Below are 24,608 nucleotides of genomic sequence, written 5' to 3'. Positions count from 1 at the left end.
ACGCCGCGTCAGCGCGTCTCCGGGCCCGGTTGGGGACGTATCAGCGGCTGGACGACGAGCATCCGCTCGACTATGCGCGTGAACATGCCTGCCGCGCGCAGGAGATCGGCCGCCTCCTCCGCGTCGACCGCATCCCTGATGCCCGCCTCCGCGCGGGCCCGCAGCCGGGCGCCGGCCGCGAACATCGCGCTCCACTCGGCGAGTTCCGGCGCGACCTCCGGCAGCACCTCCCACGCGCTGCGGATGCGCTGCCGGCGCCGCGGGGTCGGCTCCGGCCGCCCGCGGACCGCGAGGACCGCCGCGGCAGTGCGCAGCGCGGCGAGGTGGGCCAGTGAGTAGCGCTCGTTCGCCGTCTCCATCTCCGCCGCCTCCGCCAGACCGGCGTGGGCTTGCGCGAGGAGCTCCAGCGCCGCCTTGGGCGCACTGCCCGGGCGCAGGACGGGGTGGACATCACTCGGTGGGGCGTAAGCCGGCTCGGCTGCCATGGCTTGCCTCCTGTCAGCGTCAGTCCTTCAGTCGTTCGTTCGTATGTGCCCATCGTGGCGCACCCCACTGACAATCGGCCTGAACTGCCCCGCTACCTGCGACGATGCCCCCGACCACACCCTCCGCGGCAATTGCGTCGACCAGTGCCGCCCCGGGGTGGAACGGCGCCCCGGCCGGGGCGGGCACCCGTGGAAACGGGCGCTGCCCCGGCGCGAAGCGATCCCCCGTCGCTCCACCACCGGGGCAGCTTCCCCCATTTCCCCCGTTCCCCCCTCGTGGGCCGGCACCGAGGTCCCGTTCCGCCACCCCGTGTCGGCGGTCCGTGGCCCCGTACTGCGTCCGTCCCACGTCCTCAACTTTGCCGTTTGTGCAGGTCGGGGCCCATCCGCTCGGATACTCAAGCAGGTATCTGAGTACGCATACTTACGACTGAGTACGCACCCCCAGCTCCACCGCTCCCGCCCGCGGGCCTGCCCGGGGCCCGGGATAAAGTCCGGGCCATGGCAGAGATCGCGGTAGTCGGTGCGGGCATGGGCGCCATGGCCGCCTCCGCGCGGCTGGCCCTCGCGGGCCACCGGGTGACGGTCCACGAGCGCTCCGGCACCCACGGCGGCGGCGTACGGCGGCTGGAGCGCGACGGCTTCGGCTTCGACACCGGACCCGGGGTGCTGTACCTCCCCGCCGTCTACCGCGACCTGTTCCTCAAGACGGGCCGGCGCAAGCTGGAGAAGTGCGTGGACCTCGTGCCGGTGGACCCGGCCGAGCGGCACGTCTTCCCCGACGGCACCGCCGCCACCCTGCCCAACGCCTCCCGCGCGGGCGTCGTACGGGCCCTCGACGCCGCCGCGGGTCCCGGCGCGGGCGAGGCGTGGACCGCCCTGCTCGACCGGGGCCGCCGGGTCTGGGAGGCCGCCCGCCGCCCGCTCGTCGAGGAGCCCCTGCCCGCGGACCCCGGCGCACTGGCCGCCGACCTGTACCCCGCGCCCCCGCCGCCCGCAGGACGCGGGCTGCTGCGCCGCCTGCGCGGCCCCCGCCCGGCCGCCCCGCCCGCCACCGTGGCCGGCGTCGGCGCGGGCGAGCTGGGCGCGTACCCCGCGCTGGGGACGATGCTCGCGCAGCACGCGCTGGCCTACGGCTTCGACCCGCGGCACGCCCCGGCGGGCGCGGCGATGCTGCCGTACGTGCAGGAGACCTTCGGCGGCTGGTACGTGCGGGGAGGCATGCGGGCGCTGGCGGACGCGCTGTACGAGCGCTGCCTGGAGCGGAAGATCGAGTTCGCGTTCGGCGCGGAAGTGGTCGCCGTCCGGGTCGGCGGGGACGGCCGGGCCGCGGGCGTCGAACTGGCCGGCGGCGGGCGGGCGGACGCCGGCGCGGTGATCGCCGGGGTGCCGCGGGCCCGGCTGGCGGAGCTGGCGCCCGGCGCGTACGCGGACGGCGGGATCCCGGCGGCGGCGCGGGCCGTACCCGCGCGGATGACCGTGTGCCTGGCGCTGCGCGGCGCGCGGGACGGCGACGCCGTGCACCGTACCGTCGTGCACTCCCCTGATCCCGCGCGCGAACTGGCATGGATCTTCGACGGCGAGCAGCCCGGGACCGATCCGGCGCCCACCGTCACCGTGCTGCGGCCCGACGACCCCGCGCAGCGCCCGGACGCGGAGCACGAGGCCGTGACGGTGACCGCCGTCGTCCCGGCCGGGGCGTGGGCGGCCGAGGGCGGCGAGAAGGCCGCGGAGGCGTTCGCGGACCGGATGGTGGCGGCGGCCGGGCGGGCGGTGCCGGGGCTGGCGGAGCGGGTGCTGTGGCGCGAGGTGCGTACACCCGCGGACACCGCGGCGGAGACGGGCGCCCCGGGCGGCGCGGTGCCGGGGCCCGCGCTGGCGGGGGCGGGGGGCGCGTATCTGCCGCTGCCGAACGCCACGGCGGTGCCGGGGCTCTACGCGGTGGGCGGCTGGGCGCACCCGGGCGGCGGTCTCGCGCACGCGGGGATGTCGGGGGCCCTGGTCGCCGGGCTGATCATGGAGGGCGCGGACTTCCGCGGCTCCCGCTGAGGGCGCGCGCGGGCGGCGCGTGGGCCGGCAGTCGGGGCGGGTGACCGCCGGGGGTCAGTAGCGGTACTGCTGCTGCTCGTAGCCGGGGTAGCCCTGCTGCTGTGCGTACGGGTCCTCGGTACCCAGCGGGTCGGCGTCGCGCTGCTGCGGCATCCAGACGCTGTCGCCCGCCGTCCCGTATGCCTCCTGGCCGTACGCCGGCTGCTGGCCGGTGTCGTAGCCCTCGGAGTACTGCTGGCCGTACTGCTGCTGCTCGTAGCCGGGGTAGCCGGCGCCGCCCGTGTCGTACTGCTGCCCGCCGCCCTGCGTGGAGTCGTAGTACTGCGGCGGGGCCGGGGCGGCGTACTCCGTGCCGCTGTAGGGGTCCGCGTAGCCGGCGCCGGGGGCGGGCGCGGGCGCGTCGTACCCGGCGTACTGGTGCTCCGTGCCGTAGCCGCCGGTGTCCGGGTATATCTGCTGGTCCTGCCCGTAGCCGCCCGTGCCGGCGCCGTTGGTGGCGTAGCCCCCGGGCTCGTAGCCGGAGGTGGTCCCGTGGCTGCCGGTGTCGTAGGCGGAGGTCGTGGCGTGGCTGCCGGTGTCGTACGCCGACGTGGTGGCGTAGCTGCCGGAGTCGTAGGCGGAGGTGGTCGCGTAGCTGCCGGAGTCGTAGCCGGCGCCGTTGCTTCCGTTGCCGTACGCGTCGTAGCCGCCCGCATACGTCTGCTGCCCGGGGGCGGCGCCCGCGAGGGCCTGGTCGTCGCCGAAGGGCGAGAACTGCGAGGTCTGTTCCTGCGCCGCGGGCGGCACGCTCTCCGGCTCGTACGCCGGGTAGGCGGCCGGGCGCTCCGGGGGCGGCGGCGCCTGGCGGCCGTCGTACGCGCCCTGGTCGTACCCCTGCGCGTCGTACCCCTGCGCCTCGTACCCCTGCGCCTCGTACCCCTGCGCCTCGTATCCGCCGCCGTAGTCCTCGTCCTCCCCGCGCCTGTTCATCGCCCAGCCGCCGGAGTAGCCGCTGCGGTAGGAGAGCGTGACCTTGACCTGGCCGAGCGCGAACACCACCACGCCGAGACCGATCACGACCACCGAGGGCATGAGCACGCCGAGCACCACGCAGAGGAAGCCGACGAAGGCCAGCGCGCGCCAGCGCAGCGGGGCCTTGTACTGCATCAGCACTTCCCAGAGCAGCCACAGCGCGACAAGCCCGAACATGGCATAGAGGGCCAACCAGGCCAAGTCGCCCATCACGTGCCTCTCTTCCGCCCCCGCTTGGTGGTGCCTGCCCTCAGGACGGCCGGTGCAGTCCGAGGTTCTGGTAGATCTCCAGCGTTGCCGTGGAGTGGTTCAGCGTAATGAAGTGCAGTCCGGGGATTCCCTCGGACTGCAACCGCTCGCACATGTCCGTGGCGTACTCGATGCCAATGGAGCGTACCGCGGCCCGGTCGTCCTCGACCGCGAGAACGCGATCCGCCAGCTCCGGCGGGAATCTGGCCCCGCTCAGCTCGGCGAACCGCTGGATCTGGCGGGCGTTGGTGACCGGCATGATCTCCGGGATGATCGGCGTCTCGCAGCCGGCGGCGGCCACCCGGTCGCGCAGCCGCAGGTAGTCGTCGACGTGGAAGAACATCTGGGTGATCGCGTAGTCCGCGCCCGCGCGGCACTTGTCGACGAAGTGCCGGATGTCGGTGTCCCAGTCCGTGGACCGCGGGTGCCGCTCGGGGAAGGCGGCGACGCCGACGCAGAAGTCGCCCGACTCCTTGATCAGCCGGACCAGGTCAGCGGCGTACGACACCCCCTGGGGGTGCGCGACCCACTCCCCCATCGGGTCGCCCGGCGGGTCGCCGCGGACCGCGAGCATGTTGCGGATGCCGGCGTCCGCGTACTGGCCGATGACGTTGCGCAGTTCGGCGACGGAGTGGTCGACCGCGGTGAGATGCGCCACGGGCGTGAGCGTGGTGTCGGTGGCGATGCGCTCGGTGGCGCGGACGGTGCCCTCGCGGGACGAGCCGCCGGCGCCGTACGTCACGGAGACGAAGGTCGGTTGTACGGCCTCGATGCGCCGTACGGCGTTCCAGAGGGTCCGCTCGCCCTTCTCGGTTTTCGGGGCGGCGAACTCGAACGAAAACGACTGCTTGCCGGATGCGAGCAGTTCACGAACAGTGACTGCGCGATCATTCCTGGTCGAAGCGATGCCGGTGGCCATACGCGGCAGGTTAACCGCCGGTCACCTCCGGACCCAAGACGGCCAGCTCAATTGCCCGGCCGGGACCCGGCGCCCCGGGCCGCCCGGACGACTACCGGACGTCACCGTTCCGTGCGGCGCGCAGCCGCCGTACGAACTCGCCCGCCGCAGCTCCGGGGTCCTCCGCGGCCGTGAGGGCGCGCACGACGACGACCCGGCGGGCGCCGGCCGCCAGGACCTCGTCGAGGTTTCCGAGGTCGATTCCGCCGATGGCGAACCAGGGGCGGTCGGTGCCGAGCCCCGCCGCGTACCGGACGAGGCCGAGGCCGGCCGCGGGGCGCCCGGCCTTGGTGGGGGTGGGCCAGCACGGGCCGGTGCAGAAGTAGTCGACGCCGGGCTCCCGGGCCGCGGCGCGGGTCTCCGCCTCGGCGTGGGTGGAACGGCCGATCAGCACATCCTCGGGCGCGGCGCCCAGGATGGCGCGGGCGGCGGGCACGGGCAGGTCGCCCTGGCCCAGGTGCAGCACGTCGGCGCCGGCGGCGTGCGCCACGTCGGCGCGGTCGTTGACGGCGAGCAGCCGGCCGTGCCGGCGGCAGGCATCGGCGAACACCTCCAGGTGCGCCAGCTCCTCGCGGGCCTCCATGCCCTTCTCGCGCAGTTGGACGATGTCCACGCCCGCGGCCAGCACGGCGTCGAGGAACTCGGGCAGGTCACCCTGGCGCGTACGGGCGTCGGTGCACAGATAGAGCTGCGCGGCGCCGAGCCGCGCGCGGGCGTCGGCGGTGGCGCGGGCGGCGGTTCCGGCCGTCATGCGGCACTCCCCCCTCGTACGGTCCCGTACGGTCGCGGGGCCGGACCCGCGGCTGCGCGCCCGGCCCCGCGAGGTTACACAGCCAGTGCCTGCGCCCTGCGCTTGACCTCCGTCCCGCGGTTCTCGCGCAGCGCCTGCGCGGGAGTCCCCGGAAGCGAGGGGTCGGGGGTGAACAGCCACTCCAGCGCCTCCGCGTCGCTGAAGCCGTCGTCCTTGAGCAGCGTCAGGGTCCCGGTGAGGCCCTTGACGACCTTCCCCTCGCCGATGAACTCGGCGGGCACGTGCAGCGCGTTGTTCTCACCCCGCCGCACCGCGATCAACTGGCCTTCCTTGACCAACTGCCGCACGCGGGTCACCTCGACGCCGAGGTTCTCCGCGATGTCGGGGAGGGTGAGCCAGGAGGGGACGAGAGCATCGATCTTCGCATCAATCTCGGTCACACCCCCCAGCCTGCCATCTCGGACCGCCTCCCGGTACAGGGCAGCGCCAAAGGGAGGCATATCACCGCGAAGCATCCCCGGATGCGGGGATGCCGGCGCTGCCCGCGGCGCGCCGCGTGCGGTCACAGCGCGGCCGATTTCAGCGGTACGGCCGCGTCGGCGGCCCGCTCGCGGTCCAGCGCGGCGCCGGCGTGGATCAGCTTGCGCCCCTGGGTGAGGTCCCGCGGCCGGCCCACGGCCAGCAGCGCGATCAGCCGGCCGGCGCGCAGCCAGCACACCGACCACGAGGAGCCGTGCGGGTCGCCGCGCCGGAGCAGTTCGTCGCCGTCCGTGTGGTGGCCGACGTACTGCACGAAGCGGCCGAACTGCTCGGACCAGAAGTACGGCACCGGGTCGTACACCCCGCCCGGCGCGCCCGCGATGTCCGCCGCGACCGTCGTCGGGCCCTGCAGCGCGTTGTCCCAGTGGTGGATCAGCAGCCGCTCGCCGTAGCGCGCGGAGGGGAACGACGCGCAGTCGCCGACGGCCCAGACGCCGGGCACGTTCGTACGCAGCCGCTCGTCGGCCCGCACCGCCCCGTCGCCGCCCAGCTCGACGCCGGAGCCGGCGAGCCAGGCCGTGGTGGGATGGGCGCCGATGCCGACGACGACGGCGTCGGTGGTCAGCTCCGTACCGTCGTCGAGGACCACCGCGACCGGGCCGCCCCCGCCGGCGCTCTCGACGCGCTCGACCCGGCGCCCCGTCAGCAGCCGGGCACCGCTCTCCTCGTACCACGCGGCCATCGGCGCCGCGACCGCCGCGGGCAGCGCCGCCGCCAGCGGATGCCCGGCGGCCTCCACGACCGTCACCTCGCAGCCCTGCTCGCGCGCCGCGGTGGTCAGCTCCGCGCCGATCCAGCCGGCGCCGACAACCAGGATCCGGCTGCGCCGCACCAGCACCGCGCGCAGCCGCGCCGCGTCGTCGAGGGTGCGCAGCAGGTGCACGCCGGGCGTGGCGCCAGCCGGGACGCCGGGCAGCGGGACGGGGGCCGCGCCGGTGGCGAGCACCAGGTTCCCGTACGGGACGGGCCCGGCGTCGGTCTCCAGCACCTGCCCCGCGGTGTCCAACCGGTCGGCGTGCAGCCCCAGCCGGAGCCCGATGCCGTACTCCGCGAAGTCCACCTCGAACGCCGAGCCCTCCGCCTTGCCGAGCAGCACCGCCTTCGACAGCGGCGGCCGGTCGTACGGGTCGTGCGGCTCCGCGCCGACAAGAGTGACGGCGCCGGTGTATCCCTGCTCGCGCAGCGCCACGGCGGTCTGCACGCCGGCCATCCCCGCGCCGACGACGACGGTGCCCGCGGCGGGGTCCGCGGCACGGCTGGGGCGGCTGGCGGCCCGGTCGGCGGGGCCGCGGTCGGCTTCGGCGTCGGTCACACCGATCACTGTATGCCGCACCCGTCGGCCCACGCGCGCACCGGCCCCGCTCGCGAGGCTCCCTTACAGCAGCCGGGCGTACGGAGTTAGGGTGGCCGGGAAGACTCGCGGGAGCCCGGCGCACCGGGCTGAGAGGGGGGCTGGCGGCCCCCGACCGTACGAACCTGATCCGGGTCATGCCGGCGAAGGGAGGGGCGAACGCGCCCATGCAGCCACGCGACACACCCCCGACGGAACCCACCACGACACCCCAGGCGCCGCCCGCGGCGGGCCCAACCGGCGCGCCGCGCACGGCGGATGCCGCGTACGACGTCCTCGTCGTCGGCGGCGGCGTCATCGGCCTGGTCACCGCCTGGCAGGCGGCGCGCCGCGGGCTGGCCACCGCCGTCGCCGACCCGGCCCCCGGCGGCGGCGCCGCGCAGGTCGCGGCCGGAATGCTCGCCGCCGTGACCGAACTCCACTACGGCGAGGAAGCGCTGCTGGCGCTCAACCTGGCCGCCGCGGAACGCTATCCGGCCTTCGCCGCCGAGCTGGCGGAGGCGTCCGGCCGGGACATCGGCTACCGCCGCTGCGGCGCGCTGTCCGTCGCGCTCGACGCGGACGACCGTGCCCAACTGCGCGAACTGCACGGCTTCCAGCAGCGGCTGGGGCTCTCCGCGCAGTGGCTCAGCGGCAGCGAGTGCCGCCGGCTGGAGCCGATGCTCGCGCCCGGAGTACGCGGCGGGCTGCGCGTCGACGGCGACCACCAGACCGACCCGCGGCTGCTGACGGCGGCGCTCGTCACCGCCTGCGAGCGGGCCGGGGTCGCCTTCCACCGCAGCCTCGCGGTACGGCTGCGGATCGCCGGCGCGGGCGCGGACGAGCGGGCGGCGGGCGCGGAGCTGGCGGACGGCACGCGGGTCGATGCCGGGCAGACGGTGCTCGCCGCGGGCAGCCGGAGCGGCAGCCTGGCGGGGGTGCCGGAGGCGGTACGGCCGCCGGTGCGGCCGGTGAAGGGGCAGGTGCTGCGGCTGCGGATGCCCGACACCGGAACGCCTTTCCTGTCCCGTACGGTACGGGCCGTGGTGCGCGGCAGCAGCGTGTACCTGGTGCCGCGGGAGAGCGGCGAGCTGGTCGTCGGCGCCACCAGCGAGGAGCTGGGCTGGGACACCACCGTCACCGCGGGCGGCGTGTACGAGCTGCTGCGCGACGCGCACGAGCTGCTGCCCGGGCTGACGGAGCTGCCGCTCGTGGAGACCGGCGCCGGGCTGCGCCCCGGCTCCCCCGACAACGCGCCGCTGCTGGGCCCCACCGCGCTGGCGGGGCTGCACCTGGCCACCGGCCACTACCGCAACGGGGTGCTCCTCACCCCCGTCACCGGCGACGCGCTCGCCGCCGTCCTCACCGGCGGCGAACTCCCCGACGTGGCCCGCCCGTTCGCGGCCACCCGGTTCGGCCGTACGCACCAGCAGCACGAAGGGCGGCAGCACGCATGACCGAGGACGCCACGCAGACCCGTACCGAAGCCCGAACCGACGCCCCCGCCGACGCGCCGACCATCACCGTCAACGGCGCACCCCGCGCGATCGCCGCGGGCCTCACCCTCGGCGCCCTCGTCGCCACCCTCACCGCCGCGCACCGCGGCGTCGCCGCCGCCGTCAACGAGGACGTCGTGCCGCGCGGCGACTGGCCCACCACCACCCTCGGCGACGGCGACCGCGTCGAGATCCTGACCGCGGTCCAGGGAGGCTGACCACCGTGACCAGCACCGCCCCCGCCCCCGTCCCCGCAGACCTCACCGGCGCGGACCCGCTCACCATCGCCGGCGTCCGCTTCTCCTCCCGCCTCATCATGGGCACCGGCGGCGCGAGCAGCCTCGACGTCATGGAGCGCGCCCTCCTCGCCTCCGGCACCGAGCTGACCACCGTCGCGATGCGCCGCGTCGACCCCGGCGTGCACGGCTCCGTGCTCGACGTGCTGCGCCGCCACGGCATCCGCGTGCTGCCGAACACCGCCGGCTGCTACACCGCGGGCGAGGCCGTGCTCACCGCCCGGCTGGCCCGCGAGGCCCTCGGCACGGACTGGGTGAAGCTGGAGGTCATCGCTGACGAGCGGACCCTGCTGCCCGACCCGGTCGAGCTGCTGGCCGCCGCCGAGACGCTCGTCGACGACGGCTTCACCGTGCTCCCGTACACGAACGACGACCCCGTGCTCGCCCGCAAGCTGGAGGACGCCGGCTGCGCCGCCGTGATGCCGCTGGGCTCCCCCATCGGCTCCGGACTCGGCATCCGCAACCCGCACAACTTCCAGCTCATCGCCGAGGCCGCCGGGGTGCCCGTCATCCTCGACGCCGGCGCCGGCACCGCCTCGGACGCCGCCCTGGCGATGGAGCTGGGCTGCGACGCGGTGATGCTGGCGTCCGCCGTGACGCGGGCGCAGGAGCCGGTGCTGATGGCGGAGGCGATGCGGTACGCGATCGCCGCGGGCCGGCTCGCCGCGCGCGCCGGGCGCATCCCGCGCCGGCACTTCGCGCGCGCCTCCTCCCCGGGGGCGGGCGTCGCGGAGCTGAGCCCCGGGGGCAGCCGGGACGAGGGCCCGGGGCCGGATCCGGAGCGGCCCGCGTTCGCGTGAACTGCCCGGCCCCGTACCGGCACGCCATCGGGAACGTACTGCAGCACAACGGTGACGGGAACGCGTCCCTCACCTCGTAGACTGCGGTTCGTGGACACGACTCTGGACCCGTCCCCCCATCCGCCGGGAGGGTGGGGAGACCCCATGGTCGGGCAGATGCTCGACGGGCGCTACCGCGTCGACGCGCGCATCGCCGCCGGCGGCATGGCCACGGTCTACCGCGCGCTGGACACCCGGCTCGACCGGGTGCTCGCCGTCAAGGTCATGCACCCGTCGCTCGCCGCCGACGCCTCCTTCGTCCAGCGGTTCATCCTGGAGGCCAAGTCGGTCGCCGGTCTCGCCCACCCGAACGTCGTGGGCGTCTACGACCAGGGCACCGACGGCCCGCACGTCTTCCTGGCCATGGAGTACGTCCCGGGCTGCACCCTGCGTGACGTGCTGCACGACCGCGGCGCGCTCCAGCCGCGGGCCGCGCTGGACATCCTGGAGCCCGTGCTCGCCGCGCTCGGCGCCGCGCACCGGGCCGGCTTCGTGCACCGCGACATGAAGCCGGAGAACGTCCTCATCGGCGACGACGGCCGGGTCAAGGTCGCCGACTTCGGGCTCGTCCGCGCCGTGAACACCAACACCACCGCCTCCACCGGCGCCGTGCTCGGCAGCGTGTCGTATCTGGCGCCCGAGCAGATCGAGCGCGGCGCCGCCGACCCCCGGGTCGACGTGTACGCCTGCGGCGTGATGCTCTACGAGATGCTCACCGGCGCCAAGCCGCACGCCGGCGAGCATGCCGCGCACGTGCTCTACCAGCACCTGCACGAGGACGTCGAGCCGCCGTCCGCCGCCGTGCCCGGGCTGCCCGCGCAGTTGGACGACCTGGTCGCCACCGCCGCCGCCCGCCGCAGCGAGGCGCGCCCCGCGGACGCCGTGGAGCTGCTGTCGGCCGTACGGAGCGCCCGCGCGCAGCTCACCGACGAGGAGCTGGACGCGGTGCCGCCACAGGCCGTCGCCGAGGAGCGGATCGGCTCCGAGGACCGTACGGCCGTGGTGCCGAGCCCGGCGGCCACGCCGGCGCAGGAACGGCTGAACGTCACCAGCGTGCTGGAGACGCCCGCCGCGGCACCGGCGGGCACCGCCGGCCGCCCGCCGGGCCCGCCGGCGCCTGGCGACCGGGCCCGGCCGGGCCGCCCCAAGCCGCGCCTCGGGCTGCTGGCGCTGCTGGCGGCGGTGCTCGTACTCGGCGTCGGCACGGGCGTCTGGTACATAAACTCCGGGCAGTTCACCAAGGTCCCCTTCGTGCTCGGCAAGACCGAGGCCGAGGCGCGGAGCATGCTCTCCGGCGAAGACCTGGACGCGGACGTCAAGGAGGACTTCAGCGACACGGTGAAGGCCGGCCTCGTCATCCGTACCGACCCCGAGGGCGGCCACCGCATCCGCCAGGGCGACTCCGTGACGCTCGTGCTCTCCAAGGGCCCGGAGATGGTCGAGATCCCCGAGCTGTACGCGGTCCCGCTCGACGAGGCCAAGGACAAGCTGAGCGACGCCGGGCTGAAGCCGGGCGTGACGCGGGAGGCGTTCAGCGAGGAGCTGCCCGCCGGGCGCGTGATCAGCACGGACCCCGAGGACGGCGAGAAGATCAAGGCAGGCCGGGCGGTGGCGATGGTCGTCAGCCGCGGCGCCCCGATCGAGGTGCCGGACGTCGTCGGCGACGACCAGAGCGACGCCGCTGAGGAGCTGCGCGAGGAGGGCCTGACGGTCGAGGTCGCCACGGAGACGGTGTACTCGGAGGAGGACGCCGGCACCGTCGCGGAGACCTCGCCCGAGCCGGGCACCGAGCTGGGCGGGGGCGACAAGGTCACGCTGACGATCTCCAAGGGCCCCGAGCTGCTGGAGGTCCCGGACGTGGTCGACATGAGCGTGGACGACGCCGAGCAGACGCTGGAGGACGCCGGCTTCCGCGCCGACGTGAACCAGATCTTCTTCGGCGACACCGTCTGGCGGCAGTCCCCGGGCGACGGGGAAGAGGCGCCGCGTGGCAGCGAGATCACCCTCTGGGTCAGGTGACGTGTCCTCCCGTACGCCCCCTGAACGAGGCTCCGACCGGCCCGCCGCCCGCGCCCGCAACCCCGTCGGCAGCCATGTGCCCGTCGCCGGCGGGCTGGCCGCGAAGGGCCTGGCGCACGCGCGCAAGATCGGCGCGGAGGCCGTCCAGGTCTTCGTCGCCAACGCCCGCGGCTGGGCCACGCCGCCCGGCGATCCGGCGCAGGACGAGGAGTTCCGCAACCGGTGCGCCGAGGACGGCATCCCGGTGTACGTGCACGCCCCGTACCTGATCAACCTCGGCTCGCACACCCCGGCGACCGCGGCGAACTCCGTCACCTCGCTGCGGCACTCGCTGCGCCGCGGCCGGGCGATCGGCGCCCGCGGCGTCGTGGTGCACACCGGCTCGGCGACCGGCGGACGGCCCCGCGAGACCGCGCTCGCGCAGGTACGGGAGCTGACCCTGCCGCTCCTCGACGAGCTGGGCGACGACCCCGACGCGCCCGAGCTGCTGCTGGAGCCGACCGCGGGGCAGGGCTTCTCGCTCTGCTCCCGGCTGCCGGAGCTGGGCGCCTATCTGGACCTGCTGGACCGGCACCCGCGGCTCGGCGTCTGCCTCGACACCTGCCACGTCTTCGCCGCCGGCCACGACCTGGCGGCGAGCGGCGGCGCGAAGCAGGTGCTGGACGAGCTGGTGGAGGTGGCCGGCCCGGGGCGGCTGCGGTTGCTGCACGCGAACGACTCCAAGGCCGCGGTGGGATCGTGCCTGGACCGGCACGAGAACATCGGGGCCGGGCAGATCGGCGCCGAGGCGTTCCGCGAGCTGATCCGGCATCCGGCGATGGCCGGCGTACCGCTGATCATCGAGACCCCCGGCGGCGGCCCGGAGGGGCCGAAGGCGGCGGCGGACATCGCGCTGCTGAAGGAGCTGCGGGAGCCGGCGGGGCCGTAGCGGGGGCCTGCGGGGCGGGGCTGGGGGCTGTCGTCGATCTCGCGTCGTTCGCCCGCAGGGCGGGCGGCGCAGGGGGTACCGCCCACGCCCCCAGGGCGTAGGGGGAGGCCGGTGCGTGCGATCGCAAGGCGGAGGGCCGACCGCACAGTGGGCCTGTCCGGTCGATCCGACAACGCAGCAAGCGTGCGTGCCAGGCTCCCCCACAGCGCGCTGCGCGCACGTGGGCGGTACCCCCAGCCGCAGACGGGAGATCGACGACAGACCCTAGAGGTCCGGGCCGTCGCCCGGTTCCTCCTGGTACGAGTAGCGCTGCTCGCGCCACGGGTCGCCGACGTTGTGGTAGCCGCGCTCCTCCCAGAAGCCGCGGCGGTCGGCCGTCATGTACTCCACGCCCCGCACCCACTTGGGGCCCTTCCACGCGTACAGGTGCGGCACCACGAGCCGGACCGGGAAGCCGTGCTCCGCGGTCAGCGGCTCGCCGTCCTTGTGCGTGGCGAAGATCGTCCGCTCGTCGGCGAAGTCGGCAAGACGCAGGTTGGAGCTGAAGCCGTACTCCGCCCAGACCATCACGTGCGTGACCTCGGGCGCGGGCGGCGCGAGCGCCAGGAGCGTACGGGCCAGCACCCCGCCCCACTCGGCGCCGAGCATGCTGAACTTCGTCACGCAGTGCAGATCGCCGACCACGGTCGCGTACGGCAGGGCCGTGAACTCGTCGTGCGTGAGGGAGCGCTTCGCGCCGTTCGCCGTGGCCCCGAAGATCTGGAGCTCCCAGCGGTCGGGCTTGAACCGCGGCACCGGGCCGTAGTGCGTCACGGGCCAGCCGCGCTGCAGCCGCTGGCCAGGAGGCAGGTCCCCCTCGTGGCGCTCCGACTGACCCATGACCCCATGGTGGCAGACGCTTGCGCATGGTCATGACCGGGGGCGGGCAGGGCCGGACGACGGCAACCCGGATAAGCCTGCACTTACTGGATCGTCCGGGCCCCGGGTGCGAGGATGCGCCCTGACCTGCCCGACCCACGCGGAGAGGAGTCCCGGCTATGCAGGGCGACCCCGAGGTGCTGGAATTCCTGAACGAGCAGCTCACGGCCGAGCTGACGGCGATCAATCAGTACTTCCTGCACGCGAAGATGCAGGAGAACTTCGGCTGGACGAAGCTGGCGAAGTACACCCGGTCCGAGTCGTTCGACGAGATGAAGCACGCGGAGATCCTGACGGACCGCATTCTGCTGTTGGAGGGGCTGCCGAACTACCAGCGGCTCTTCCACGTCCGGGTCGGGCAGACGGTCACCGAGATGTTCCAGGCCGACCGGCAGATCGAGGTGGAGGCGATCGACCGGCTCCGCCGCGGGATCGAGCTGATGCGCGCCAAGAGCGACATCACCTCCGCGAACATCTTCGAGGCGATCCTGGAGGACGAGGAGCACCACATCGACTACCTCGACACCCAGCTCGACCTGATCGAGAAGCTCGGCGAGGCGCTCTACATCGCGCAGCAGATCGAGCAGCCGGACTGAGCCCTCCGGGTACGTGCCGGGGTCAGGCGGCCTCGGGCACCAGCGCGGCGCCGGCGGCGGCCTCCACGGGGGCTTCGAGGGCGATCGCGGCATCGACGGTGACCTCGGCGTCGACAGTGGCCGGGGCGTCGGCCGTGACCGCGTTCTCCGAGGCCGCCCGGCTCCCGGCGATCGCCTGGCTCCCGGCCGCCACCGGTGCCGCGCCCTCGCCGGCCGGCTGCCTGCCCTCCAGCAGCTCCCGGCGGGCGCAGCCGGCACCGCGGCCGAGCAGCGCCTGGATCCGGCGCACGCACGAGCCGCAGTCCGTGCCCGCCTTGCACTCCGAGGCGATCTGGCGCGGCGTGCAGTGCCCGGCCGAGGCGTGCGCGCGCACCTGCTCCTCGGTGATGCCGAAGCACGAGCACACGAACACGCGGAACCCCCGGGCCGAGACGATTAGGTAACCCTAACCTTACCCGGCACGAGGGTCCCGTGAAAGAGCCGCCCTGGCGTGACGTGCGTTACGCCGCGGCGGGACCGCTCACTGGTCCCGGTACATCTCGGCGACCAGGAATGCCAGGTCGAGCGACTGGCTGCGGTTGAGCCGCGGGTCGCACGCCGTCTCGTAGCGCTGGTGCAGGTCGTCCACGAAGATCTCGTCCCCGCCGCCCACGCACTCGGTCACGTCGTCGCCGGTCAGCTCCACGTGGATGCCGCCGGGGTGGGTGCCGAGCGACTTGTGGACCTCGAAGAAGCCCTTGACCTCGTCCAGCACGTCGTCGAAGCGGCGCGTCTTGTGGCCGGAGGCGGCCTCGAAGGTGTTGCCGTGCATCGGGTCGGAGACCCACGCCACCTGGGCGCCGGACGCCGTGACCTTCTCCACCAGCGCGGGCAGCCGGTCGCGTACCTTGTCGGCGCCCATCCGGGTGACGAACGTCAGCCGGCCCGGGATCCGCTCGGGGTCGAGGCGGTCGATCAGCGCGAGCGCCTCCTCCGGGGTGGTCGTCGGGCCCAGCTTGACCCCGATGGGGTTGCTGATCCGCGAGGCGAACTCGATGTGCGCGTGGTCGAGCTGCCGGGTGCGCTCGCCGATCCAGACCATGTGCCCCGAGACGTCGTACAGCTCGCCGGTGCGCGAGTCGGTGCGGGTCAGCGCCGACTCGTAGTCGAGGATCAGGGCCTCGTGCGACGAGAAGAACTCGACGGTCTTGAACTCCTCCGGGTCCACGCCGCAGGCGTGCATGAAGCTCATCGCCCGGTCGATCTCGCGCGCCAGCGCCTCGTACCGCTGGCCGGAGGGCGACGAGCGGACGAAGTCCTGGTTCCAGGCGTGCACCTGGCGCAGGTGGGCGTAGCCGCCGGTGGTGAAGGCGCGCACCAGGTTCAGCGTGGCCGCCGAGGCGTGGTACATCCGCTTCAGCCGCTGCGGGTCCGGCGTGCGGGACTCGGGGGTGAACTCGAAGCCGTTGACGGAGTCGCCCCGGTAGACGGGCAGGGTGATGCCGTCGCGGGTCTCGGTGGGCTTGGAGCGGGGCTTGGAGTACTGCCCGGCGATCCGGCCGACCTTGACGACCGGGACGGACGCGGCGTACGTGAGCACGGCGCTCATCTGGAGCAGCGTCTTCAGCTTGTTCCTGATGTGCTCGGCCGAGACCGCGTCGAACGCCTCCGCGCAGTCACCGCCCTGGAGCAGGAAAGCCTCGCCCCGGGCGACGGCGCCCAGTTGGTCACGCAGTTGGTCACACTCGCCGGCGAAGACCAGCGGCGGATACGACTGCAGCTCGGCGGTCACGTCGCGCAGAGCCGCGGGGTCCGGCCAGTCGGGCTGCTGCGCCGCGGGCAGGTCGCGCCAGGTCTGGGGGATACCGGCGGCGCTCGTGGCGGGTTCGGCGTTGACAGTCACGGATCCAAGATTACGGGTTCGCCCGCACTGTCCCGGCCGGTGACCGACAGATGAGACGGAGCAGACAGTGAACGGTCGGACGCGCCGGGGTGGGCTAGGGTTTCCGCCATGTACGCGCTCGATGCCCGCACCTGGTGGTGGCCCGTCCGACCGGCGGCCACCTGAATCGCGCGTACCCACGAAGACTCCGCGAAGGCCGCCCGAGGGGCGGCCTTCGGTGTTTCCGCGGGTCGGTCCCTCTGTCGCAGGAAGGAACGACCCGTGCAGCATTCCCCCAGGTCACGCCCGCAGGACCGGCCGGAGGACGGGGACGGCGAGCCCCGATCCGCCGCCCAGGACCCGGCTCCGGACGCCGCCCCGGATACCGCCGCCCTGGTCCGCCGGCTGCTGGCCGACGGCGCGCCGCCGTTCGCCGTCCTCCGCCGCGGCACCCCGGGCCGCCCCGACGCGCCCGTCGAGGTCCTCCTCGGCGCCGTCCACGAAGTGGACCGGCTCGCGGACATCCCCGACAGCCCGGCGCCCGGCGCCGTCGGCGCGCTCGCGCTCGTGCCGTACCGGCAGATCCGCGAGCGCGGCTTCGACGTCCGCGACGACGGCACGCCGCTGGCCGTGCTCGTCCCCGACGAGGTCCACGAGCTGCCCGCCGCCGCGCTGCTCGACGCCCTGCCCGCGCACGGCGTCCGCGTCGACGGCGGCGGCTTCGACGTGCCGGACGAGGAGTACGCGGGCATCGTCGGCCGCGTACTCGCCGACGAGATCGGCACCGGCGAGGGCGCCAACTTCGTCATCCGGCGCACCTACGAGGGCCGCGTCGACGGCTTCGGCGCCGCCGACGCCCTCGCCCTCTTCCGCCGGCTGCTGGCCGGCGAGCAGGGCGCGTACTGGACCTTCGTCGTGCACCGCCCGGGCGTGCGCACCCTCGTCGGCGCCAGCCCCGAGGTGCACGTGCGGATGACCGGCGGCACCGTCGTGATGAACCCCATCAGCGGCACGTACCGCTACCCGCCCGGCGGCCCCGGCAGAAGCGGACTGCTCGCGTTCCTGCACGACGCCAAGGAGATCGAGGAGCTCTCCATGGTCGTCGACGAGGAGCTGAAGATGATGTGCACGGTCGCGCGGGAGGGCGGCGTGGTCGTCGGGCCGCGGCTGAAGGAGATGGCGCACCTGGCGCACACCGAGTACGAACTGCGCGGGCGCACCGCGCTCGACGCGCGCGACGTGCTGCGCGAGACGATGTTCGCCGCGACGGTGACCGGCTCGCCCGTGCAGAACGCCTGCCGCGTCATCGAGCGCTACGAGGCGGGCGGCCGCGGCTACTACGCCGGCGCCCTCGCCCTCCTCGGCCGCGACGCCGGCGGCGCGCAGACCCTGGACTCCCCCATCCTCATCCGCACCGCCGACATCGCCGCGGACGGCCTGCTGCGGGTGCCCGTCGGCGCCACGCTGGTCCGCGGCTCCCGGCCGGCCGACGAGGTCGCCGAGACTCACGCCAAGGCCGCCGGGGTGCTCGCCGCGCTCGGCGTACGGCCCGCGCCCCCGCGGCCCGCGGACGGGGCCGGGCCGCGCTTCGCGGCGGACCCGGAGGTGCAGGCGGCGCTGGCGGCCCGCAGGACGCACCTGTCGCCGTTCTGGCTGCGCATGCAGCGGGTGCAGGATCCTTCGGCGGCGGGAGCCGTGCCCGGACGGGTGCTGGTGGTCGACGGCGAGGACACGTTCACCGCGATGCTCGCGCACGTCCTGCGCGCGTCCGGCGCGGAGGTGGACGTACGCCGCTTCGACGCGCCCGGCGTACGGGACGCAGCGCTGGCGCACGAGGGGCCCGTCGTGCTCGGGCCGGGCCCCGGCGACCCCGCGGACACCGCGGACCCGAAGATGCGCTTCCTGCGCGGGCTGGCCGGCGAGCTGCTGGCGGGACACCGGCACGGCCTGCTCGGCGTCTGCCTGGGCCACGAACTCCTCGCCGCCGAGCTGGGGTTGCCCCTGGTCCGCAAGGACGTGCCGTACCAGGGGGCGCAGGAGGAGATCGACTTCTTCGGCCGGCCGGAGACGGCCGGCTTCTACAGCACGTACACCGCGCGCTGCGACGACGCCGCCGCGGCCGCGCTGGCGGCGCGCGGCGTCGAGCTGAGCCGCGACCCGCGCAGCGGCGACGTGCACGCGCTGCGCGGGCCCGGCTTCGCCGGGGTGCAGTTCCATCCGGAGTCGGTGCTGACGCTGGACGGCGACCGGCTGGTGCGGCAGTTGCTGGCGGCGGTGCTGGTACGGGGCTGAGGGTGCGGGCCGGCGGCGGGCGCGGTGCGGGCCGCCGCCGGCCCGCACCGCGGCTCAGCCGAAGAAGACGCCGACCTCCTCGTACAGCTTCGGGTCCACGGTCTTGATCCGCGCCGTGGCGGCGGCGAGCGGCACCCGCACCACGTCCGTGCCCTGGAGGGCGACCATCTTGCCCCAGTCCTCGTCGTGCACGGCCTCGATCGCGTGCAGCCCGAAACGGCTGGCGAGCCAGCGGTCGTACGCGCTGGGCGTACCGCCGCGCTGCACGTGCCCCAGGACCGTCGTGCGGGCCTCCTTGCCGGTGCGCCGCTCGATCTCCTTGGCAAGCCACTCGCCGACGCCCGACAGCCGGACGTGGCCGAAGGCGTCCAGGGACTCGTCCTTGAGCACCATGTCGCCGTCCTTGGGCATCGCGCCCTCCGCCACGCACACGATGGGTGCGTAGCTGGCCTTGAAGCGGGAGGTCACCCAGCCGCAGACCTTCTCGACGTCGAAGCGCTGCTCGGGGATGAGGATCACGTTCGCGCCGCCGGCGAGCCCGGAGTGCAGGGCGATCCAGCCGGCGTGCCGTCCCATCACCTCGACGACGAGGACGCGCATGTGGGACTCGGCCGTGGTGTGCAGCCGGTCGATGGCCTCGGTCGCGATGTTGACCGCGGTGTCGAAGCCGAAGGTGTAGTCGGTGGCGGAGAGGTCGTTGTCGATGGTCTTCGGGACGCCGATGACCTTGATGCCGTACTCGTCTGCGAGCCGCTGGGCGACGCCGAGGGTGTCCTCGCCGCCGATGGCGATGAGGGAGTCCACCTCCAGCTTCGCCATGTTCTCCTTGATGCGCTTGATGCCCCCCTCGACCTTCAGGGGGTTGGTGCGCGACGACCCGAGGATCGTTCCGCCGCGCGGCAGGATGCCGCGGACGGCGGGGATGTCCAGGGTGACGGTGTCGGCCTCCAGCGGTCCGCGCCAGCCGTCCCGGAAGCCGGTGAACTCGTACCCGTACTCCTGGACGCCCTTGCGGACGACGGCCCGGATGACCGCGTTGAGCCCGGGGCAGTCACCGCCACCGGTCAGTACTCCTACCCGCATCACAGGTTCCCTTCTGACGGTCGTGACCCCGCTGCAGCAACGCTAACGGTGATCCACCTCACACGACACGGAGCGAGCGGGATTCACGCACCAACCTGTCAATTAGGGGGCGGACTTCACCCGGAGGGGGGACCGGGAGGGTATGAGGGAGACGGGCTCAGTCGTCGTCGAGGCCGCGCTCGATGGCGTAGCGGACGAGCTCGACGCGGTTGTGGAGCTGGAGCTTGCCGAGGGTGTTCTGCACGTGGTTCTGGACCGTGCGGTGGGAGATGACCAGGCGTTCGGCGATCTGCTTGTACGAGAGCCCCTTGGCGACGAGGCGCAGCACCTCGGTCTCGCGGTCGGTGAGCTTGGGCACCTCGGGCTCGTCGGCGTTCTCGGCGACGGGCTCGCCGGCGAGCCGGCGGTACTCGCCGAGCACGAGGCCGGCGAGGCCGGGGGTGAACACCGGGTCGCCCTGGGCGGTCCGGTGGACGGCGTCGGTCAACTCCTCGGTGCTGGCGGACTTCACGAGGTAGCCGGTGGCGCCGCACTTGACGGCTTCGAGGACGTCGGCGTGCTCGCCGCTGGCGGAGAGCACGAGCACCCGCACGCCGGGCTGGGCGCCGACGACCTCCTTGCAGACCTGCACGCCGGGCAGCCCGGGCAGGTTGAGATCCAGCACGAGCACGTCCGGCGCGGCGGCGCGCGCCCGCCGCACGGCCTGCGGCCCGTCGCCGGCGGTGGCCACCACGTCGAACCCGGCGGCCGCCAGGTCCCGGGCCACGGCATCACGCCACATGGGGTGGTCGTCGACGACCATCACCCGGACCCCACCGCTGCCTTCTCCGCCCACCTCGACTCCCTCCCTGCCACTACCGGACGGACACCGTCCGGGAACCATGGTGGCGCATGTATCCCGCCTCGGCACGTATCGCCTCCCGCGGGGACGTACGGACGACGGCGCTCCGGAGCAGGTGAGAGCGTGCGGGCGGACGCGGGAATGGACATGTAACGCCTCCGGCGGGGGCGTGCGGACGAGAGGGCGGCGGAGCGGCGGGCACGACCGGCGCGGCACCGCCTTCGGCGGGAGGCGCCCGCCGGGGGTGTACCCGGAAGGGGGAACCGTCGGGTCTCGCCGCCTTCGGCCGCGGGGGTCATCTGGGGAGGGGGGCGGTCTGTGGGGGGAGGCTGAGTTCTACTTCCGTGCCCTGGCCCGGGGTCGAGACCCACTCCGCCGTGCCGCCCAGGTCCCGCAGGCGGCCGCGGATGGACTGGGCCACCCCCAGGCGGCCCTCCGCCTCCGCCGCCGCCAGGCGGCCCCGGGGGATACCGGGGCCCTCGTCCCGTACGGTCACCACCACCGTGCCGTCCGGCTCCTCCTCCAGCAGCACCCACGCCCGCGCCTCCGCGCCCACGTGCGCCCGTACGTTGTCCAGCGCCGCCGCCACCGCCGCCGCCAACTCCCGGGCCGCGTGCGCCGGCAGTGCCACCGGCGTGCCCGGCTCCGCGACCGAGACACCCGGGCCGCCCAGCGACAGCAGGAGCAGCCTGAGGGACAGCTCCTCCGCCTCCCCCTCCGGGCCTGCGGGTTCAGGGACCCCGCCCGCCGGACCGGCGGAGCGTTCCGCCGGCGGCGCCGTCCGCTGTCCCGGCAGCGTCGCGCCCATCACCAGCGTCCGCAGCGCCGCCTCCTGCTCCCCCGCCAGCCGGCCCAGTTCCTTCGCCTCACCGCCGATCGCCGCCCCGCGGCGCTGTACCAGCGCCAGCACCTGCAACACGCTGTCGTGGATGTCGCGCGCCAGCCGCTCCCGCTCCCGCGTGGCCGCCTCGATCTGCAGCGCCCGGGCCAGCGTCCGCTCACTGGTCCGCGCGACCTCCACGATGTAGCCGATCGCCGTCGACGCGACCATCAGCAGCACGATGTTGTGGAAGTTGTCCTGCACGACCTCGCCGCGCTGCACGATGTTCGACAGCCCCACCGCCGCCGACGACGCCGCGCCCCAGCGCCAGCCGCCCTTGACCGCGAAGCCCAGCACCGAGCCCGCCGCCCAGATCGACGGCAGCGTGCTCGCGCCGTCGTCGATGCGCGCCGGCGTCTCCACCGGGATCGTCAGCAGGATGCCGGTCAGCGTGAGCGTGATGTCCGCCGCGAGGAAGGGGTACGTGCAGCGCTCCGCCGACGAGACCCGGCGGAAGGTGACCAGCGTCCACAGCGTGAGGACCGCGAAGTACGCCCAGCCCAGCGCCGGCCGCGCGACATCGTCGTGGCGGGGTACGAACTGCGCCACCGCGTACGCGAGCGTCAGCACCCGGAAGTACGTCAGCGCCTGCCACAGCGGCTGCTCCACCGACATCCGCCGCTTGCTCTGCCCGGCCATCGCCCCGACTCTCCCTCCCGCACGCGGACCGCCGCGCTAGGCGGCGTCGCGCCGCCCGCCGGCACCGGAGCCGCCGTCGGCCTTCTCGGCCGCCTTCTCCTCCGCCTTGCGCCGCTTGGCGTCGTCCGCCATCCGCCGCTTGGCCGCCGTCGCGTACTCGTCCACGTACTCCTGGCCGGAGAGCTTCATGATCTCGTACATGACCTCGTCGGTCACCGAACGCAGGATGAACCTGTCGTGCTCCATGCCCTGGTAGCGCGTGAAGTCCAGCGGCTTGCCGATCCGGATGCCCGGCCGCATGACCTTGGGCACCACCTGCCCCGGCGGCTGGATCTTCTCCGTGTCGATCATCGCCACCGGCAGCACCGGCGCCCCGCTGAGCAGGGCCAGCCGGCCGAGGCCGCCGGGCTTGCCGCGGTAGAGGCGGCCGTCGGGTGAGCGCGTGCCCTCGGGGTAGATGCCGAACAGCTCGCCGCGCTCCAGTACCTCAAGGCCGCTCTTGATCGCCGCCTCGCCGGCGCCCCGGCTGCCGGAGCGGTCGACGGGCAACTGCCCGACGCCCTTGAAGAAGGCCGCCGTCAGCCGGCCCTTCACGCCCGGGGTGGTGAAGTACTCCGCCTTCGCGATGAAGGTGACCTTCCGGTGCAGCATCGAGGGCAGGAAGAACGAGTCGGAGAAGGACAGATGGTTGCTCGCGAGGATCGCGGCACCGGTCTCCGGCACGTTCTCCATGCCTTCCACCCAGGGACGGAAGACGAGCCTCAGGCTGTTGCCGAGAGACATCTTCATCGCGCTGTAGAACAACCGGGGCCTCCTGCGATCCGCTCGTGTGACCATAGCGCTCCTGGTAGGAGAGCGGTATCCGGGGGCGCGGGCGCCGCCCGCGGGCGGCACGGGGCGCCCGCCGGGTCCGCGGGGGGCCGTCCGTCCGTACGGGGCAGTACGCTCAAGGACAGCGCCAGGCACGTATCCGCCGCCCGCCTGACACGATCGGAGTCCCGCCATGCCGGTCCTTCCCGGAGCCGAGCCGTTCCGCCAGCCGGGTGGCGAGACCGGGGTGCTGGTCTGCCACGGCTTCACCGGCTCACCCCAGTCCGTACGGCCATGGGCCGAGCATCTCGCCGCCCGCGGCCTGACGGTCTCCATGCCGCTGCTCCCCGGGCACGGCACGCGCTGGCAGGACCTCCAGGTGACCCGCTGGCAGGACTGGTACGCGACCGTGGACCGGGAGCTGCGCGAGCTGTCCGACCAGTGCGCGCGGGTCTTCCTGTGCGGGCTGTCCATGGGCGGCACGCTGATGCTGCGGCTCGCCGCCCTGCACGGGGACGCGGTCGCCGGCGTGGTCGTGGTCAACCCGCTGAACAAGCTGCACGGGGTGCTGCCGAAGGCCCTGCCCGCGGCCCGTTTCCTGGTACGGAGCTCGCCCGGCGTCATCGACGACATCGCCAAGGAGGGCAGGACCGAGACCGGCTACGACCGCGTGCCCCTGCACGCCGCGCACTCGCTGCGGCAGTTCCTCGCCCGCGTCGACGGCGAGCTGCCCCAGGTGACGCAGCCGCTGCTGGTGCTGCACAGCCGGGTCGACCACGTCGTCTCGCCGGTGGACTCGGCCCGCATCCTCGGCCGCGTCTCGTCCCGGGACGTCACGGAGACCGTGCTGGAGGACAGCTACCACGTCGCCACGCTCGACCACGACGCGGAACGGATCTTCACGGCCACCGACGACTTCATCGGCCGGCTCACCCCGCCGGCCGACGGCAGCGAGCAGCGGAAGGAGGCCCGGGCTCGTGGCGGAGCGTAACCCGGACCGGGAGGACCCGCAGCAGGGCGACGGGCCAGCGGAGACGGAGCCGGCGGGCGCGGAGCCGACGGGGTCCAGCGGCGCGCCGCTGGACGAGGAGGCCGCCTGGGCGGAGATCGTCGCGGCGTTCGACGAGGACTCCGTGGAGCCGCCGCACGAGCGGGCGGCGCGCGCGGCGGCCGAGGACGAGGGCCCGGCGGGCGGCGCGGAGGGCGGCCCGGCGGACGCGGGCTCCGGCGGTGTCGCCACCGCGGAGGGCCCGGCGGACCCGGACGAGGACGACGGCCCCAAGGACGGCGGCGCGAAGAGCGGCGGCCCCGGGGGCGGTGACGGCGCGAGCTTCATCGTCTTCTCCGCCGGTACGGGACCGCGCGACTGGGAGGCCGCCGAGGCGTCGGACGACGACCTCGACGAGACCGACGAGGGCCACTTCGTACCGCCGGAGCCGCCGCCGCTGCCGAAGGCCGACACGACGACCAAGTTCGCCTGGCTCGCGGTCCTCGGCGGCCCGCTGCTCCTGCTGGGGATGCTCATCTTCCAGCAGCCGATGACCTGGTGGTCGTCGGTGCTCGGCATCGGCGGCTTCCTCGGCGGCTTCGCCACGCTCGTCGCGCGGATGCGCCCCGGGGGCGACGATGACGACGAGCCGCCGGGCGGCGGCGCGGTGGTCTAGCCGGCCCCGGGGACACCCCCGTCCCCGTGACGGAACCCGTTCGGTCGCCCGGGCGAAGTAGTGGTGCAAGGCC

22 protein-coding genes, 1 pseudogene and 1 riboswitch are annotated in these 24,608 nt (G+C 74.3%); of the genes and pseudogenes, 10 read left to right on the top strand and 13 right to left on the bottom strand.

The window, feature by feature from the left end:
* Positions 1-8: 8 nt before the first annotated feature.
* Positions 9-485: an SAV_6107 family HEPN domain-containing protein gene (locus tag CXR04_RS28000; protein ID WP_234380535.1), complete on the bottom strand. Its 477-nt coding sequence runs from the start codon at positions 483-485 to the stop codon at positions 9-11.
* A 501-nt stretch (positions 486-986) separates the two neighbouring features.
* On the opposite strand from CXR04_RS28000, the gene CXR04_RS27995 reads away from it, so the two are divergent.
* Entirely contained in the window at positions 987-2,534 is a 1,548-nt protein-coding gene (locus CXR04_RS27995) for a phytoene desaturase family protein (protein WP_199850545.1), read from the top strand.
* A 54-nt stretch (positions 2,535-2,588) separates the two neighbouring features.
* Here the strand turns inward: CXR04_RS27995 and CXR04_RS27990 are convergent, their stop codons facing one another.
* The 5 genes from CXR04_RS27990 to CXR04_RS27970 all read right to left on the bottom strand — a co-directional run bounded on the left by CXR04_RS27990 (position 2,589) and on the right by CXR04_RS27970 (position 7,364).
* Entirely contained in the window at positions 2,589-3,755 is a 1,167-nt protein-coding gene (locus tag CXR04_RS27990) for a hypothetical protein (RefSeq protein ID WP_101425010.1), read from the bottom strand.
* 40 nt (positions 3,756-3,795) lie between these two features.
* The gene (metF, locus tag CXR04_RS27985; RefSeq protein ID WP_101425009.1) at positions 3,796-4,713 is read right to left on the bottom strand and encodes a methylenetetrahydrofolate reductase [NAD(P)H]; all 918 of its coding nucleotides are present in this window, start codon (positions 4,711-4,713) and stop codon (positions 3,796-3,798) included.
* Between the two features lie 91 nt (positions 4,714-4,804).
* Positions 4,805-5,503, bottom strand: a complete 699-nt coding sequence (gene thiE / locus CXR04_RS27980) for a thiamine phosphate synthase (RefSeq protein ID WP_101425008.1) — start codon at positions 5,501-5,503, stop codon at positions 4,805-4,807.
* Positions 5,504-5,577: 74 nt separating this feature from the next.
* Positions 5,578-5,943 (bottom strand): Rv2175c family DNA-binding protein, encoded by a 366-nt coding sequence (locus CXR04_RS27975; RefSeq protein WP_101425007.1) that lies wholly within the window; start codon positions 5,941-5,943, stop codon positions 5,578-5,580.
* 122 nt (positions 5,944-6,065) lie between these two features.
* The gene (locus CXR04_RS27970) at positions 6,066-7,364 is read right to left on the bottom strand and encodes an NAD(P)/FAD-dependent oxidoreductase (protein ID WP_101425006.1); all 1,299 of its coding nucleotides are present in this window, start codon (positions 7,362-7,364) and stop codon (positions 6,066-6,068) included.
* An 88-nt stretch (positions 7,365-7,452) separates the two neighbouring features.
* Positions 7,453-7,563: riboswitch (TPP riboswitch) on the top strand.
* Here CXR04_RS27970 and thiO point away from each other — a divergent pair.
* From thiO to CXR04_RS27945, 5 genes are all read left to right on the top strand, one after another.
* Positions 7,562-8,830 (top strand): glycine oxidase ThiO, encoded by a 1,269-nt coding sequence (gene thiO / locus CXR04_RS27965; RefSeq protein ID WP_101425005.1) that lies wholly within the window; start codon positions 7,562-7,564, stop codon positions 8,828-8,830. (Overlaps the previous riboswitch by 2 nt.)
* Entirely contained in the window at positions 8,827-9,087 is a 261-nt protein-coding gene (thiS, locus tag CXR04_RS27960; protein ID WP_101425004.1) for a sulfur carrier protein ThiS, read from the top strand. Before thiO ends, thiS begins: the two co-directional genes overlap by 4 nt.
* 5 nt (positions 9,088-9,092) lie before the next feature.
* The gene (locus CXR04_RS27955) at positions 9,093-9,965 is read left to right on the top strand and encodes a thiazole synthase (protein WP_101425003.1); all 873 of its coding nucleotides are present in this window, start codon (positions 9,093-9,095) and stop codon (positions 9,963-9,965) included.
* Between the two features lie 144 nt (positions 9,966-10,109).
* Entirely contained in the window at positions 10,110-12,023 is a 1,914-nt protein-coding gene (gene pknB / locus CXR04_RS27950) for a Stk1 family PASTA domain-containing Ser/Thr kinase (protein ID WP_101425002.1), read from the top strand.
* A 1-nt stretch (position 12,024) separates the two neighbouring features.
* Positions 12,025-12,951 carry a deoxyribonuclease IV gene (locus CXR04_RS27945; protein WP_101425001.1) on the top strand — a complete coding sequence of 309 codons (927 nt, stop codon included), beginning with the start codon at positions 12,025-12,027 and terminating at the stop codon, positions 12,949-12,951.
* A 264-nt stretch (positions 12,952-13,215) separates the two neighbouring features.
* On the opposite strand, the gene CXR04_RS27940 is transcribed toward CXR04_RS27945, so the two are convergent.
* Positions 13,216-13,830 (bottom strand): sulfite oxidase-like oxidoreductase, encoded by a 615-nt coding sequence (locus CXR04_RS27940; protein ID WP_101425000.1) that lies wholly within the window; start codon positions 13,828-13,830, stop codon positions 13,216-13,218.
* Between the two features lie 158 nt (positions 13,831-13,988).
* On the opposite strand from CXR04_RS27940, the gene bfr reads away from it, so the two are divergent.
* Positions 13,989-14,465, top strand: coding sequence for a bacterioferritin (bfr, locus tag CXR04_RS27935; RefSeq protein WP_101424999.1), 477 nt, complete (start codon positions 13,989-13,991; stop codon positions 14,463-14,465).
* A gap of 124 nt (positions 14,466-14,589) precedes the next feature.
* Here bfr and CXR04_RS27930 read toward each other — a convergent pair.
* A pseudogene (locus CXR04_RS27930) lies at positions 14,590-14,877 on the bottom strand ((2Fe-2S)-binding protein); the annotation flags it as partial.
* Between the two features lie 108 nt (positions 14,878-14,985).
* Positions 14,986-16,347: a class II 3-deoxy-7-phosphoheptulonate synthase gene (locus CXR04_RS27925; RefSeq protein WP_101424997.1), complete on the bottom strand. Its 1,362-nt coding sequence runs from the start codon at positions 16,345-16,347 to the stop codon at positions 14,986-14,988.
* A gap of 372 nt (positions 16,348-16,719) precedes the next feature.
* Here CXR04_RS27925 and CXR04_RS27915 point away from each other — a divergent pair, with 372 nt between their 5' ends.
* A complete protein-coding gene (locus CXR04_RS27915) occupies positions 16,720-18,618 on the top strand; it encodes an anthranilate synthase family protein (protein WP_234380825.1) in 1,899 nt (632 codons plus the stop codon).
* A gap of 54 nt (positions 18,619-18,672) precedes the next feature.
* On the opposite strand, the gene CXR04_RS27910 is transcribed toward CXR04_RS27915, so the two are convergent.
* The 4 genes from CXR04_RS27910 to CXR04_RS27895 all read right to left on the bottom strand — a co-directional run bounded on the left by CXR04_RS27910 (position 18,673) and on the right by CXR04_RS27895 (position 22,865).
* On the bottom strand, positions 18,673-19,701 hold the full coding sequence (locus CXR04_RS27910; protein WP_101424996.1) for a 6-phosphofructokinase: 1,029 nt from the start codon (positions 19,699-19,701) through the stop codon (positions 18,673-18,675).
* A 157-nt stretch (positions 19,702-19,858) separates the two neighbouring features.
* Positions 19,859-20,503 carry a response regulator gene (locus CXR04_RS27905; protein WP_101424995.1) on the bottom strand — a complete coding sequence of 215 codons (645 nt, stop codon included), beginning with the start codon at positions 20,501-20,503 and terminating at the stop codon, positions 19,859-19,861.
* Positions 20,504-20,837: 334 nt separating this feature from the next.
* Positions 20,838-22,061: a MacS family sensor histidine kinase gene (gene macS / locus CXR04_RS27900; protein WP_101424994.1), complete on the bottom strand. Its 1,224-nt coding sequence runs from the start codon at positions 22,059-22,061 to the stop codon at positions 20,838-20,840.
* A 36-nt stretch (positions 22,062-22,097) separates the two neighbouring features.
* Positions 22,098-22,865 carry a lysophospholipid acyltransferase family protein gene (locus CXR04_RS27895; protein WP_101424993.1) on the bottom strand — a complete coding sequence of 256 codons (768 nt, stop codon included), beginning with the start codon at positions 22,863-22,865 and terminating at the stop codon, positions 22,098-22,100.
* Positions 22,866-23,064: 199 nt separating this feature from the next.
* Between CXR04_RS27895 and CXR04_RS27890 the strand changes: the two genes are divergently transcribed.
* The gene (locus CXR04_RS27890; RefSeq protein ID WP_101424992.1) at positions 23,065-23,862 is read left to right on the top strand and encodes an alpha/beta hydrolase; all 798 of its coding nucleotides are present in this window, start codon (positions 23,065-23,067) and stop codon (positions 23,860-23,862) included.
* Positions 23,849-24,535 carry a hypothetical protein gene (locus CXR04_RS27885; protein ID WP_101424991.1) on the top strand — a complete coding sequence of 229 codons (687 nt, stop codon included), beginning with the start codon at positions 23,849-23,851 and terminating at the stop codon, positions 24,533-24,535. The genes CXR04_RS27890 and CXR04_RS27885 overlap by 14 nt, the downstream gene beginning before the upstream one ends.
* Positions 24,536-24,608: the final 73 nt, after the last annotated feature.

The sequence above is a fragment of the Streptomyces sp. CMB-StM0423 genome, from assembly GCF_002847285.1.
In the GTDB taxonomy this organism is placed as follows: Bacteria; Actinomycetota; Actinomycetes; order Streptomycetales; family Streptomycetaceae; genus Streptomyces.
Note: the sequence above shows the minus strand (reverse complement) of the source record. Positions and strands in the feature narration are given on the sequence as shown.

Excerpts from the sequence above, each read along its gene's own strand:
- CXR04_RS27990 (WP_101425010.1), bottom strand. The coding sequence starts at position 3,755 with ATGGGCGACTTGGCCTGGTTGGCCCTCTATGCCATGTTCGGGCTTGTC.
- metF (WP_101425009.1), bottom strand. The coding sequence starts at position 4,713 with ATGGCCACCGGCATCGCTTCGACCAGGAATGATCGCGCAGTCACTGTT.
- CXR04_RS27995 (WP_199850545.1), top strand. The coding sequence starts at position 987 with ATGGCAGAGATCGCGGTAGTCGGTGCGGGCATGGGCGCCATGGCCGCC.
- CXR04_RS27890 (WP_101424992.1), top strand. The coding sequence starts at position 23,065 with ATGCCGGTCCTTCCCGGAGCCGAGCCGTTCCGCCAGCCGGGTGGCGAG.
- CXR04_RS27905 (WP_101424995.1), bottom strand. The coding sequence starts at position 20,503 with ATGGTCGTCGACGACCACCCCATGTGGCGTGATGCCGTGGCCCGGGAC.
- thiS (WP_101425004.1), top strand. The coding sequence starts at position 8,827 with ATGACCGAGGACGCCACGCAGACCCGTACCGAAGCCCGAACCGACGCC.
- macS (WP_101424994.1), bottom strand. The coding sequence starts at position 22,061 with ATGGCCGGGCAGAGCAAGCGGCGGATGTCGGTGGAGCAGCCGCTGTGG.
- pknB (WP_101425002.1), top strand. The coding sequence starts at position 10,110 with ATGGTCGGGCAGATGCTCGACGGGCGCTACCGCGTCGACGCGCGCATC.
- CXR04_RS27940 (WP_101425000.1), bottom strand. The coding sequence starts at position 13,830 with ATGGGTCAGTCGGAGCGCCACGAGGGGGACCTGCCTCCTGGCCAGCGG.
- CXR04_RS27910 (WP_101424996.1), bottom strand. The coding sequence starts at position 19,701 with ATGCGGGTAGGAGTACTGACCGGTGGCGGTGACTGCCCCGGGCTCAAC.
- CXR04_RS28000 (WP_234380535.1), bottom strand. The coding sequence starts at position 485 with ATGGCAGCCGAGCCGGCTTACGCCCCACCGAGTGATGTCCACCCCGTC.
- thiE (WP_101425008.1), bottom strand. The coding sequence starts at position 5,503 with ATGACGGCCGGAACCGCCGCCCGCGCCACCGCCGACGCCCGCGCGCGG.
- bfr (WP_101424999.1), top strand. The coding sequence starts at position 13,989 with ATGCAGGGCGACCCCGAGGTGCTGGAATTCCTGAACGAGCAGCTCACG.
- thiO (WP_101425005.1), top strand. The coding sequence starts at position 7,562 with ATGCAGCCACGCGACACACCCCCGACGGAACCCACCACGACACCCCAG.